This is a genomic window from Thalassotalea nanhaiensis, from assembly GCF_031583575.1.
GTDB classification, from domain to species: Bacteria; Pseudomonadota; Gammaproteobacteria; order Enterobacterales; family Alteromonadaceae; genus Thalassotalea_A; species Thalassotalea_A nanhaiensis.
Genome location: NZ_CP134146.1, coordinates 865,887 through 878,045, shown reverse-complemented (window position 1 = coordinate 878,045; position 12,159 = coordinate 865,887). Strand labels below are relative to the sequence as shown.

Here is a 12,159-nt window from a genome sequence, read left to right as displayed (position 1 = left end):
CGATGGAAGCAGAACAGTCAACACCGGGACAATTAGTTAAAGTTTCGACACATGTCGACTTTATTGAAGAGCAATCCGATCAATATCAAGATAGGTTTGTTTTTAGCTATACCATCACCATAGAAAACAATAGTGATAAAACCCTACAGCTAATTTCTCGTAGCTGGCTTATTACTGATGCTGATGGTAATAAAGTCTCTGTTGAAGGTGATGGTGTTGTAGGTCAACAGCCAATTTTACAAAGCGGTCAACGCTATCGTTACTCCAGTGGTTCAATTATAAAAACTCCTTTAGGCACTATGGAAGGATTTTATATTATGAAAGATTTGCAGGGTAACAAGCATAAAATCAACATCCCTGTTTTCGGCCTAGCCATTCCTAATATAGTTAACTAACTTTGAATATCTACCTGGTAGGCGATATTCAAGGATGTCATGCTGAATTATGCCAGCTTATGAAGTTGATTAATTTTGATCGTCAAACCGATCAAATTTGGTTTACTGGTGATCTCGTCGCTCGAGGTCCAGACTCGCTAGCAACACTAAGACTGATAAAGTCGTTAGGCAATAGTGCAAAAATTGTATTAGGTAATCATGACTTACACCTACTTGCTGTTCATGCAGGCATTAAAAAAGTTAAAAAAAATGACCGTTTAGATGACTTACTTCGTTCACCTGATATAGATGAGTTAATGAACTGGCTTGCACAGTACCCTCTTGTAGAACAACTGCCCAATGAAAACGCCTATATGAGTCATGCTGGCTTATCGCCACAATGGCAGCCTGAGGATGCGTTAGCACAATCAAACTTTGTTCAACAGCGCATATCAGGTAATCAACGTGAGCATTGGCTTAATTTGATGTATGGCAGTATGCCAAACAGTTGGAAGGATGCTAACACTGAAGAAGAACAGTTTAGATTCAGTGTAAATGCCTTAACTCGCATGCGTTTTTGCTTTTCTGACGGTTCATTAGAGTTTACTCATAAAGACTCTCCATCATTGAACCAAGATCCAAACCTTTCTCCCTGGTTTGATTTATCTAAATCTATAGACAAAACACAATGGGTATTCGGTCATTGGGCAAGTTTAAATGGTGAAGTAGGTAACTCTAATGTATACGCTCTTGATACTGGCTGTGTTTGGGGTGGAGAATTAACTATGCTACGTTGGCATGATAAAAAATTATTTTCGGTTCCTGCACAACGTTAAACCGACGACACTTCTCGTGTATCCTTGCTAGTTTCTAAACTATCAATATTTTTCTTTGTTAAACATAAATAAACTCATATACTTAAATTAAATTTATGATTTGAGAATGTTTATGGCTAGAGAACAATTTGGCATTTGTGCCGAGCCAAATTTACACAGTTATTATTTAATGTTTAATGTATTAGATAATAAAAACAAATTTATACGTAAAGCACTCGCGGCCCTACCTGAGCTTTTTGATGATTACGCCGATCAATTTTCAGAATCAAACTTAAATGCAGTCATCGCTATTGGTGCAAGTTATTGGGATGAGTATTACCCACAAGCAAGACCGAATGGCTTAAAGCCCTTTGCTCATATGCAAGTTGAAGACAGGTTTGCACCGGCAACAAATTATGACTTATTTATAGAGATCCGCAGCGACCGGGCAGATGTAAATCACGTAGTTAGTACCAAAGTATGTGATTTATTAAATGATGGTGTTGAGCTTGTTGAGCAAGTAAAAGGCTTTCGATATTTAGACGGCAGAGACTTGACTGGTTTTGTCGATGGTAGTGAAAACCCTAAAGGCATGCATAAACGCGAAGTTGCCTTAGTTAAAGAACAAGATCAAAGCGAATTTTGCAAAGGTAGTTATCTGCACATACAGCGTTATCGCCACAATATGAGCTTATGGCAAACACTTGAAGAAAAACAACAAGAAGACATTATCGGTAGAACCAAACGCGATGACATCGAATATGCCTCTGAGGATAAGCCACATACTGCTCATATTAAGCGTACAAACTTAAAAGATAAAGAAGGTAACTCTTTAGAAATTGTTAGGCAAAGTATGCCATATGGTCACATGAAAATTCAGGGGTTGTTTTTTGTTGCTTACTGCCACACACCTGTAAATTTTGAGCTACAGTTAAAAAGTATGATTGAAGGTGACGGCCATGGTAACTTCGATCATTTGCTGAAATACACTCAGGCTGAAACAGGTGCTGCATTTTTTGCCCCATCGTTAGATCTAATCACGAAAATTGCTAAAGAAGACTAAAAAGTTTAGTGCACTGAATCCGACATAACAAAAAAGGCGCAATGCGCCTTTTTCTATTTATAGAAACCTGAAACTTCTCGTTTCTATGCATTAATACATTTTTTGAAACAACAGATTAAGCTTCTCTTTCGTTTCTTCAATATCACCTACAGCAGTTGGTGCGATAAATATAGTATCATCACCAGCTATGGTACCTAATACGCCATCAGCCTTACTCAATGAATCAAGTAAACGTGCAATCAATTGTGCAGCTCCAGGACTGGTACGAACAATGATCATTACATCATTACTTTCAATATCCAATACAAGCTGCTTCAGAGGACTTTTGGCAGTCGGCACACCTAATTCAGCGGGCAAACAATAAACCATTTCTTGTCTGGCGTTACGTGTTCTTACCGCACCAAACTTACTAAGCATACGTGATACTTTTGATTGGCTAATATTATCAAAGCCTTCGCTTTTTAATGCGTCAACGATGTCACCTTGAGAGCCAAATTGTTCTTGTTTTAACAGTTCTTTAAATGCATTAACTAATGCTTCTTGTTTTTGTTGTGAGCTCATATTCTTGTCTTTTACTCTGAAAAAATGGTCTTTGTTAAGATTATCTTACACATAGAGAATATCTAAACTAAAGTATCATATCAGCCTTTGTACAGATATGACAAAATAGTTTGTAATTTAAGGCGCAATTGGGTATCTTCTGTGGCATTAAAAAATAAAGTAATTACTCAACTAAACGAACGGTAGTTACTTCACTATACAAATATTATTTGGAGAGATTCAATGAAAGTTGCCGTTTTAGGTGCTGCCGGTGGTATCGGTCAAGCATTATCATTACTATTAAAAACTCAATTACCAGCAGGTTCTGAGTTATCTTTATATGACGTTGCACCTGTAGTACCAGGTGTTGCTGTCGATCTTTCACACATCCCTACCGATGTGACGGTTAAAGGTTACGGCGCTGATTCATTGGCTGATGCATTAACAGGTTGTGACATTGTTATCATTCCTGCTGGCATGCCTCGTAAGCCAGGTATGGACCGTGCAGATTTATTTGCTGTTAACGCTGGTATCATCAAAACTTTAGCAGAAGGCATTGTTGCTAACTGTCCTAAAGCACTAGTTGGCGTTATTACTAACCCAGTTAATGGTACTGTGCCAATTGTTGCTGAAGTATTCAAAAAAGCAGGTACTTACGAAGCTAACCGCGTATTTGGTGTAACTACTCTTGATGTTATCCGTAGTGAAACATTTATTGCTGAGCTTAAAGGCTTATCAACATCAGACGTTAAAGTTCCAGTAATTGGTGGCCACTCTGGTACAACTATTTTACCTCTTCTTTCACAAGTTGAAGGTGTTGAGTTTTCTCAAGAAGAGATTGATGCATTAACTCCACGTATCCAAAATGCGGGTACTGAAGTAGTAAATGCGAAAGCTGGTGGCGGTTCTGCTACATTATCTATGGGTGCTGCTGCTGCTCGTTTTTGTATGTCTTTAGTTAAAGGCTTACAAGGTGAAGACGTTATCGATTACGCATACGTTGAAGGTAACACTGGCGATGCTGCATATTTCGCTCAACCTGTACGTTTAGGTAAAAATGGTGTTGAAGAATACTTACCTTACGGCGCGTTAAGTGCATACGAAGAAAATGCAAAAAATGAAATGTTAGCAACGTTAAACGCTGACATTCAAGAAGGTGTTGATTTTATCGCTTAAATTTAAGTTGATAAAGCATCTTAAAAACCGGTCAATTGACCGGTTTTTTTTACTTCACGGATGATGGAATGCAAACTGCCAAGGATGGCATTAAGTTTGTAAATCTCAGGGAAGAAATAACTTAGAATTGCCAAGGATGGCTTAAATTCTGTACTTCACGGATGATGGAATGCAAACTGCCAAGGATGGCATTAAGTTTGTAAATCTCAGGGAAGAAATAACTTAGAATTGCCAAGGATGGTATTAAGTTTGTAAATCCCTGCAATAAAAAGTCTCAGCATCAAATTTAATACACAAACTAAAAAAGTTTGTTCTACACTAAAAGTATCTATCACTTTCCAGTTTTCTTTTATGCTTAATAAACTATTAGGCTTTTCATTAATGCCTCTAATTTACTTGCAAGGAATTAAAGTCCGAAAAACTGTACCTGAGCTTCCAGAGCCACAGGGATTAAGAGAGGGCATAAACGGCGCTGGAGCACAGCTAAACTTATTAATCATTGGCGACTCTGCGGCTGCAGGAGTAGGTGTTAACCATCAACGTAATGCATTACTTGGCAATTTAATTAACAACTTACAACACCGCCATAGAGTTAATTGGCAGCTACACGCTAGCACTGGCGCAACAACAGCAGATACAATTAAAGCCATTGATGATTTAAAGTCACAGAAAATTGATGTGATTGTTACTTCATTGGGGGTGAATGACGTCACGTCAGGAATTAGCGCCAAAACATGGCTTAATAATCAGTTGCAACTAAGGCAGAAATTACTAAGAAAGTTTAACCCCAGACTGTTACTGTTAAGTTCACTTCCACCCATGGGAAAAATACAGGTATTACCACAACCGCTACGTTGGTTTGTTGGCACACGCGCCGAAGAATTCGACCAACTTTTAAAACAAAGCTGTAAAGGGGTATGCCAATATCTGCAAATTAACGTAGGAAAAGTCGACGACATGCTTGCCATCGATGGTTTCCACCCTAGCGCAAGGTTATATCAAATATGGGGCCAACAAGCGGCTAAGCTCATCCAAGAGCAAGTTTATTAGGCGTTTCTATCCACAGATAAATGTGCGAGTGAAACAAGCGCTTGTTTATATGCAGAGTCATCAAGAAGATTAAGGGCCGCAATAGCCTTTTCAGCTTCTTCTTCGGCCATTTGTTGGGTTAACTCTAACGCACCTGTTTCTTGCATGGCAGTTAAGATCTCATTAAGGTTTTCCATGCCATTACCCGTCTCAATCGCTTCACGAATCATTACACGCTGAGCTTCATTACCGTTATGCATAGCGTGCAATAGTGGTAAGGTTGGCTTTCCTTCAGATAAATCATCACCAACATTCTTACCCATTTCTTGAGCATCGGCGGTGTAATCAAGTAAATCATCAATGAGTTGAAACGCTGTACCTAAATGCATTCCATAAGCAGTCATGGCTTTAACCATGTCATCTGTTTGCTCCGTTACAACAGCAGCCAGACGAGTAGCAGCTTCAAATAATTTGGCTGTCTTGCAATAAATCACCTGTCTGTAGCTTTCTACCGTAGTGTCAGGGTCATTACAGTTCATTAATTGCAGTACTTCACCTTCAGCGATAACGTTAGTTGCATTAGAAAGCACTTTCATAATACTCATATCATCTAATGTGACCATCATTTGAAACGAACGTGTATAAAGAAAGTCACCTACCAATACACTGGCACTATTACCAAATAGCTCATTAGCTGTTTCTTTACCACGGCGCATTGATGATTCATCAACCACATCATCATGCAACAATGTGGCAGTATGAATAAATTCAATTATGGCAGCTAAACAAATATGTTTATCGCCTTGATAACCCATAGCACGAGCTGCCAATACAGTTAATAGAGGACGAATACGTTTACCACCAGAGTTGACTATATACATACCAAGTTGATTAATCAGAACAACGTCAGATTCTAGTTGCGAATATATAAGGGTATTTACCGCACTCATGTCAGAGCTGGCAAGTTCTTGGATTTGATTAATGTTCATAGTCTACTGGTTTATAATGATTGTTTAGGTATTTTTATATAGGCGATGATTTTACACTATTTTACCTAATAACAAAGTTATCTATACAAAATAACAGCAAAATAAGCTTAAATAGACTGCAATTAAACCCCTTACCCACCCTGCTTTGGCTTAAGAAAAAGCAAAGGTAACTTTTTGTAATTTATTTTTCATAAAAAATTACAGTAAATTTGCTAATTAGGCTTGCTAAGCCCTAAATCTTCGCGTAGAATCCGCGACCTATTATTTTAATTTGTGCGTCACTATTAATGGCGCAGTACGGAGTAGCAAATGTACGCTGTATTCCAAAGCGGTGGTAAACAACACCGTGTAAGCGAAGGTCAAACTGTTCGCTTAGAGAAACTAGAACTAGAAATTGGTTCAACAGTAGAATTCGAAAATGTTTTAATGGTTGCTAATGGCGACGACATCAACGTAGGCGCACCTTACGTTGCTGGTGGCAAAGTTACAGCGGAAGTTGTAAGCCAAGGTCGTGGCGATAAAGTTAAAATCGTTAAATTTAAACGTCGTAAGCATTCACGCAAGCAGCAAGGCCACCGTCAGTGGTTTACTGAAGTGAAGATTACTGGTATCAACGGTTAATAGGAGTAATTAACGATGGCACATAAGAAGGCAGCAGGTAGTACTCGTAACGGTCGTGATTCAGAAGCGAAACGCTTAGGTGTTAAACGCTTTGGTGGCGAGTCAGTTTTAGCGGGTAACATAATCGTTCGTCAACGTGGTACTAGATTCCACGCTGGTACAAACATGGGTATTGGTAAAGACCACACTTTATTTGCATTAACTGACGGTAAAGTTCAGTTTGATGTTAAAGGTCCTCAAAACCGCAAGTTCGTATCAATCATTGCTGAATAATCAGTAAGCGATAACGAATATAAAAACTCGCTATTTAGCGAGTTTTTTTTTGCTTAAAGAATCAAACGCTATAATTTCATTTTTAGAAAGTAAGTTTGGTTATGAAAGGCAACCATTTCAAATTAGTGGTTTTTTTAATCACTGGTTATAATGAATACATACATTTATGTTTGGAGCTTAATTAAAGCTAATGAAATTTGTAGATGAAGTTGAAATTCGCGTAGAAGCTGGAGACGGTGGTAGCGGATGTGTAAGTTTCCGTCGTGAAAAATACATTGAGTACGGTGGACCAGATGGCGGCGATGGCGGCGATGGTGGTGACGTATTCCTAGTTGCCGATGAAAACTTAAATACTCTAATCGATTACCGATTCGAACGTTTCCATAATGCCCAGCGTGGCGAAAATGGTAAAGGCCGTAACTGTACAGGTAAAGGCGGTGTAGATTGCGTACTTAAGGTTCCTGTTGGTACCCGCGTTATTGATGAAGATACTGGTGAACAAATTGGCGACTTAACCAAGCATAAGCAAAAACTTATGGTTGCTAAAGGCGGTTGGCATGGTTTGGGTAATACTCGTTTTAAAAGTAGTACGAACCGTGCACCAAGACAAAAAAGTTTAGGTACTGCTGGTGAAATTCGCAATTTAAAACTTGAGCTATTGCTTCTTGCAGATGTTGGTTTATTAGGCCTGCCAAATGCAGGTAAGTCTACCCTTATACGTAGTGTTTCTGCGGCAAAACCGAAAGTTGCAGATTACCCGTTTACAACCTTAGTACCAAACTTAGGTGTTGTGCGTTTAAATTCACAGCGCAGTTTTGTTATTGCAGATATTCCTGGTCTTATCTCTGGAGCAGCGGATGGCGCAGGTCTGGGCATTCAATTCCTTAAGCATCTAGAACGTTGTCGTATTCTCATTCATTTAGTTGACGTATTGCCTAGCGATCAATCTGATCCTGCTGAAAATGCATTAACTATTGTTCGTGAGCTTGACCAGTACTCTGAAAAATTAGCCGGTAAGCCACGTTGGTTAGTGTTTAATAAACTTGATTTATTATTGGAAGATGAAGCTGAAGAAGTTATGCAGCGCGTAATCGATGCACTGGATTGGCAAGGTGAAGTGCATAGCATTTCAGCATTCAATCGTGAAGGTACTAGCGAATTAACCAACAAAGTAATGACCTTTATTGAAGAGCTTCCTGAAGAGGTTGTCGAAGAAGAAGTACCAGCTGAAGATGTTGAGTTCAAGTGGGATACATACCACGAAGAAACCATTGCTGGCTTTGGTGATTTATCTGATGATCTTGATGACGAAGATTGGGATGAAGATGATTATGATGTTGAAGTAGAGTATCGTAAGTAACGGTTCACTCTTTTTGCATACAAAGGCCAGATATTATGTCTGGCCTTTTTCGTTTCAGCGAGAGTAAAACTCAATATTATAGTGCAGCATTAGGATTTTGAAATGCACAGGCTGTTTATCCACGCCAAGCAAGCTGCCTTTTCAGTGTTTTTTGCTGAAATGTTTGATATTCTAGCGCCATCAAAAAATATACTTCAGTAAGAGTTTTTTCATGACCACATTATCTATGATTGTTGCCCACGCGAATGGCCGTGTTATTGGTAAAGATAATCAAATGCCTTGGCACATGCCTGCCGATTTAAAGTACTTCAAACAAACAACCTTAAAAAAGCCGGTGATTATGGGACGAAAAACCTTTGAATCAATAGGTTTTCCATTACCTGGTCGACGGAATATTGTTATTAGCCGCGATGAAAGTTATCAGGCAGATGGTATTGAAACAGTAACATCTGTAGATGCTGCTTTAGCCCTTGTGACGGACGTAGAAGAGATAATGGTGATAGGTGGTGGCAGTATTTACGAACACTGCTTAAAAGCAGCCCAGCGCCTTTATATTACCGAAATTGACCTAACTGTAGATGGTGATACCCTATTTCCAGATTATAACGTCAATAATGACTGGCAATGCGTTAAAGAAGATGCTCACAATGCTGATGATAAAAACCCGCATAACTACAACTTTAAAGTGTATGAACGAATTTAGTTTTTAATTCTTGTACATAAAAAAAAGGGGCTTACGCCCCTTTTTTATTACAGTAATTTAATACTTTATGCTTCCACCTCGTGGGTTAACACTGGCTCAACAGCTTGGCTCGATTTCTTCCTTTTAAACAAGCCTTTGATATCCGTAACCACAATGTACAAACAAGGTATCAACAATAGCGTTACCACTGTGGCAAATAATACACCGTAGCCTAACGAAACAGCCATTGGAATCACCATTTTCGCTTGCATGCTGGTTTCCATCATAATTGGTACTAAGCCAATAAACGTGGTTAACGAGGTAAGTAAAATCGCTCTAAAACGACTACACCCTGCATCCACTACGGCAATCGTAGCTTTAATACCTGCTTTTTTCGCATTGTTAATATAATCAATCATCACCAGAGAGTCATTTACCACTACCCCAGCAGCTGCAATAATTCCCAATATCGATAAGGCGCTTAAGTCTATACCCATGATCATATGACCAAGCACAGAGCCAATAACACCAAACGGGATCACCGACATAATAATTACCGGTTGACTGTAAGACTTTAATGGCACGGCAAGTAAGCTATAAATAATCAACAACGAGATGATAAAGTCACGCATTTGGGTATTCTGGCTATCAATCTCTTCCTGAATTCTTCCCGCCACTTCACTTTTCACCATAGGGTACTTTTTAAGTAAGTTAGGCATAAAGTTTTCACGAATGTCTTTGGCTATTTCAAATGGTTGCGCTTGTTCTGCGTCCACATTAGCCCATACGTTAATAGTTCGGTTACCATTTTCTCGGCGAATCTGAGTTACGCCGTCCGTTACCATAATGTCAGCAACTTCAGATAATGGAATTTCAGCACCATTGGCAGCTTGTATAAGAACATCTTCCACATGCCCAATCGAGCTGCGATCTTCTATTGGATAGCGCACCATCACTTTAACTTCTTCACCATCACGTAGTATACGCTGTGCCTCAAGGCCATAAAAACTATAGCTAACTTGTGAAGCTACATCTCTTAATGTAAGCCCCATAGAGTAGGCTAGTGGCTTAAGTTTAAACTGTACTTCTCGAGCTGAATTCATTCGAGAGTTGTTTACATCGCTAACCCCTAACAAAGAATTAAGCTTAGCCGTTAACTCCCTTGACGCTTGAATAAGCTGATCTTCATCATTCCCTTCGAGGCGGAAACTAATGTCACCATCGTCCCTGTCATTACCAAATAAATTATCTTGAGTATTTAAACTTTTAACGCCAGCAATTAATGGCATATTGGCGCGCCAACGATCAGCAAGCTCAAACGTATTCATAGGACGTAATTCAGGGTCAACTAATTTCACCATGATGCGGGCAGACGTTCTTCGTCTTAAATCAACCTGCATATCAGAAATCATTTTGGTGCCAAATTCTTCTTCAATTTGAGCATCAACCTCAAACAATGATTTTTTAATTGCTTGAATTGCCGATAATGTTGCTTGCTCAGATGAATCTAAATTCATTTCTAATTGAATTCTTGGGAAATCATGAGGTATTTTCGGTTGACCAATAAATCGTACTAAACCGCCTTGGAATAAGCCTGCACAAATCAACATAAACGCGATAAATGTACACACAACTACATAACGATATTTCACTGCTTTGCGTAGAAATGGTCGATATTTATTTTCGATAAATGCTCGTAAATTACGATCAATAAACGCTCTTAATCTATCAAGCGGATTTTTGGGATTAAATACTTTCGGTTTCATACGAGCTAAATGGGCAGGCAGAATTAATTTAGATTCAACTAACGAAAATAAAAGACACAGTACAACCACAAAACCAATTGCTTTACCAAACGCTGACGTTGGACCATCATCAAATAAGAATGGTAAAAAAGCAGCAATCGTTGTTAAAACACCGAACGTGGCAGGCATGGCAACCCGTTTTACTCCACGTATCACATTATCTAAACTGTGCCCCTTAGCTTCGACCTCACTATGGGCACTTTCTCCCATCACTATGGCATCATCGACGACTATACCGAGGACAAGAATAAAAGCGAATAAACTGATAACGTTAACTGTGACATCAATCATGCCTGTTGGCATAAACAGTAACGTACCTAAGAAACACACCGGTAGCCCCATCATTACCCAAAACGCAAGTCGAACTCTTAAGAAAGTTGCCAACATTAAGAATACTAAAATACCGCCACCAATAAGGTTGTTAAACATTAAATCGAGTCGGCCTTCAAGGTACTCTGTCATATCGACCCAAGTTTCCAAGTGAACGCCATCTGGTAATTGTTCCTGTTTGTTATCAATGTATCGATTAATAACTTTAGCGACATCAGTAATACTTTGATCGTTGGCTGCACCAATGAAAAACGTTACTGAATTTTTGCCATTAAACTTGGAATATTGAATACCTTGTTCAAAATCATCGGAAATTTTCGCCACTTCGCCAAGCAAGATAGTAGAGCCATCTGCACGGGTAATTAAAGGTAGGTTCTCAAACTCATGCCCAATATAAGCCTGGTTTTCTACTCGTAAATTTATATAGCCATTTTCAGCACGTATTTGTCCTGCGGACATATTACGTGACCAGTTGCGCACGGCCTCTGCAACTTGAGAAAATGAGAGCTTATATTCCCTAAGTTTGTCTTTACTTACTTCAATGCCGATTTCATAATTCAGACCACTGTGAAATTCAGATACATTAATTAAAGGCAACTGTTGGATTTCATCATGTATTTTACGACCAAACGCTTTCAATTGCTTTTGACTCATATCTCCATACAAACTTATGTACTGCACTTCTTGGCGCAGTTTAATCCGTTCAACGGTGGGCCTTTCCATACCTGCAGGAAATGACGAAATAGAATCAATTTGTGACTTTACTTCTTCGAGTACAATTTGTGGATCATACGTTTCACTAACTCGGAACCAACCGTAAGAAACATTACGGTTTGAATAAGTGATCATTCGCTCTAAACCTTGTATAGATTCAAGCGCTTCTTCAACTTTTATGGTTATGCCCTCTTCTACTTCTTGCGGAGCAGCACCAGGGTATAAGGCTCGATACTCTAGCCAATTGATTTCAACTTGGGGAAAGAACTGCTTACGAATAGTCCCCATAGTTAATAAGCCACCAATAATAATGATGATCATCAGTAAGTTGGCAGCTACTGGATTACGCGCAAACCAAGAAATAATTCCTTTATTTGTATCAATCATG

General features: G+C 39.0%; 12 protein-coding genes. 9 read left to right on the top strand and 3 right to left on the bottom strand.

Annotated features, from left to right (window positions below):
- The first annotated feature begins 2 nt into the window (after positions 1-2).
- From apaG to RI845_RS03960, 3 genes are all read left to right on the top strand, one after another.
- Positions 3-395: a Co2+/Mg2+ efflux protein ApaG gene (gene apaG, locus RI845_RS03970; RefSeq protein WP_348388458.1), complete on the top strand. Its 393-nt coding sequence runs from the start codon at positions 3-5 to the stop codon at positions 393-395.
- 2 nt (positions 396-397) lie between these two features.
- The gene (locus RI845_RS03965) at positions 398-1,210 is read left to right on the top strand and encodes a symmetrical bis(5'-nucleosyl)-tetraphosphatase (protein WP_348388457.1); all 813 of its coding nucleotides are present in this window, start codon (positions 398-400) and stop codon (positions 1,208-1,210) included.
- A 112-nt stretch (positions 1,211-1,322) separates the two neighbouring features.
- Positions 1,323-2,252, top strand: coding sequence for a Dyp-type peroxidase (locus tag RI845_RS03960; RefSeq protein WP_348388456.1), 930 nt, complete (start codon positions 1,323-1,325; stop codon positions 2,250-2,252).
- A 90-nt stretch (positions 2,253-2,342) separates the two neighbouring features.
- Here RI845_RS03960 and argR read toward each other — a convergent pair whose 3' ends face one another.
- The gene (argR, locus tag RI845_RS03955; RefSeq protein WP_348388455.1) at positions 2,343-2,813 is read right to left on the bottom strand and encodes a transcriptional regulator ArgR; all 471 of its coding nucleotides are present in this window, start codon (positions 2,811-2,813) and stop codon (positions 2,343-2,345) included.
- Between the two features lie 222 nt (positions 2,814-3,035).
- Between argR and mdh the strand changes: the two genes are divergently transcribed.
- Together mdh and RI845_RS03945 are read left to right on the top strand one after the other, a co-directional pair.
- Complete coding sequence (gene mdh / locus RI845_RS03950) at positions 3,036-3,968, top strand: malate dehydrogenase (protein ID WP_348388454.1); 933 nt, start codon at positions 3,036-3,038, stop codon at positions 3,966-3,968.
- Between the two features lie 351 nt (positions 3,969-4,319).
- A complete protein-coding gene (locus tag RI845_RS03945) occupies positions 4,320-5,018 on the top strand; it encodes an SGNH/GDSL hydrolase family protein (protein WP_348388453.1) in 699 nt (232 codons plus the stop codon).
- Here RI845_RS03945 and ispB read toward each other — a convergent pair.
- Positions 5,015-5,986, bottom strand: coding sequence for an octaprenyl diphosphate synthase (gene ispB / locus RI845_RS03940; RefSeq protein ID WP_348388452.1), 972 nt, complete (start codon positions 5,984-5,986; stop codon positions 5,015-5,017). The genes RI845_RS03945 and ispB overlap by 4 nt on opposite strands.
- A 309-nt stretch (positions 5,987-6,295) precedes the next feature.
- On the opposite strand from ispB, the gene rplU reads away from it, so the two are divergent.
- From rplU to folA, 4 genes are all read left to right on the top strand, one after another.
- Positions 6,296-6,607, top strand: a complete 312-nt coding sequence (gene rplU, locus RI845_RS03935; protein ID WP_033076088.1) for a 50S ribosomal protein L21 — start codon at positions 6,296-6,298, stop codon at positions 6,605-6,607.
- Between the two features lie 15 nt (positions 6,608-6,622).
- Positions 6,623-6,880 carry a 50S ribosomal protein L27 gene (gene rpmA / locus RI845_RS03930; protein WP_348388451.1) on the top strand — a complete coding sequence of 86 codons (258 nt, stop codon included), beginning with the start codon at positions 6,623-6,625 and terminating at the stop codon, positions 6,878-6,880.
- A 190-nt stretch (positions 6,881-7,070) separates the two neighbouring features.
- Positions 7,071-8,240 carry an Obg family GTPase CgtA gene (cgtA, locus tag RI845_RS03925; RefSeq protein ID WP_348388450.1) on the top strand — a complete coding sequence of 390 codons (1,170 nt, stop codon included), beginning with the start codon at positions 7,071-7,073 and terminating at the stop codon, positions 8,238-8,240.
- Between the two features lie 211 nt (positions 8,241-8,451).
- Complete coding sequence (gene folA / locus RI845_RS03920) at positions 8,452-8,943, top strand: type 3 dihydrofolate reductase (protein WP_348388449.1); 492 nt, start codon at positions 8,452-8,454, stop codon at positions 8,941-8,943.
- 65 nt (positions 8,944-9,008) lie between these two features.
- Here folA and RI845_RS03915 read toward each other — a convergent pair whose 3' ends face one another.
- Positions 9,009-12,158: an efflux RND transporter permease subunit gene (locus RI845_RS03915; RefSeq protein WP_348388448.1), complete on the bottom strand. Its 3,150-nt coding sequence runs from the start codon at positions 12,156-12,158 to the stop codon at positions 9,009-9,011.
- Between the last annotated feature and the right edge of the window lies 1 nt (position 12,159).

Excerpts from the sequence above, each read along its gene's own strand:
- RI845_RS03945 (WP_348388453.1), top strand. The coding sequence starts at position 4,320 with ATGCTTAATAAACTATTAGGCTTTTCATTAATGCCTCTAATTTACTTG.
- RI845_RS03960 (WP_348388456.1), top strand. The coding sequence starts at position 1,323 with ATGGCTAGAGAACAATTTGGCATTTGTGCCGAGCCAAATTTACACAGT.
- rpmA (WP_348388451.1), top strand. The coding sequence starts at position 6,623 with ATGGCACATAAGAAGGCAGCAGGTAGTACTCGTAACGGTCGTGATTCA.
- rplU (WP_033076088.1), top strand. The coding sequence starts at position 6,296 with ATGTACGCTGTATTCCAAAGCGGTGGTAAACAACACCGTGTAAGCGAA.
- folA (WP_348388449.1), top strand. The coding sequence starts at position 8,452 with ATGACCACATTATCTATGATTGTTGCCCACGCGAATGGCCGTGTTATT.
- argR (WP_348388455.1), bottom strand. The coding sequence starts at position 2,813 with ATGAGCTCACAACAAAAACAAGAAGCATTAGTTAATGCATTTAAAGAA.
- cgtA (WP_348388450.1), top strand. The coding sequence starts at position 7,071 with ATGAAATTTGTAGATGAAGTTGAAATTCGCGTAGAAGCTGGAGACGGT.
- ispB (WP_348388452.1), bottom strand. The coding sequence starts at position 5,986 with ATGAACATTAATCAAATCCAAGAACTTGCCAGCTCTGACATGAGTGCG.
- RI845_RS03915 (WP_348388448.1), bottom strand. The coding sequence starts at position 12,158 with ATGATTGATACAAATAAAGGAATTATTTCTTGGTTTGCGCGTAATCCA.
- apaG (WP_348388458.1), top strand. The coding sequence starts at position 3 with ATGGAAGCAGAACAGTCAACACCGGGACAATTAGTTAAAGTTTCGACA.
- mdh (WP_348388454.1), top strand. The coding sequence starts at position 3,036 with ATGAAAGTTGCCGTTTTAGGTGCTGCCGGTGGTATCGGTCAAGCATTA.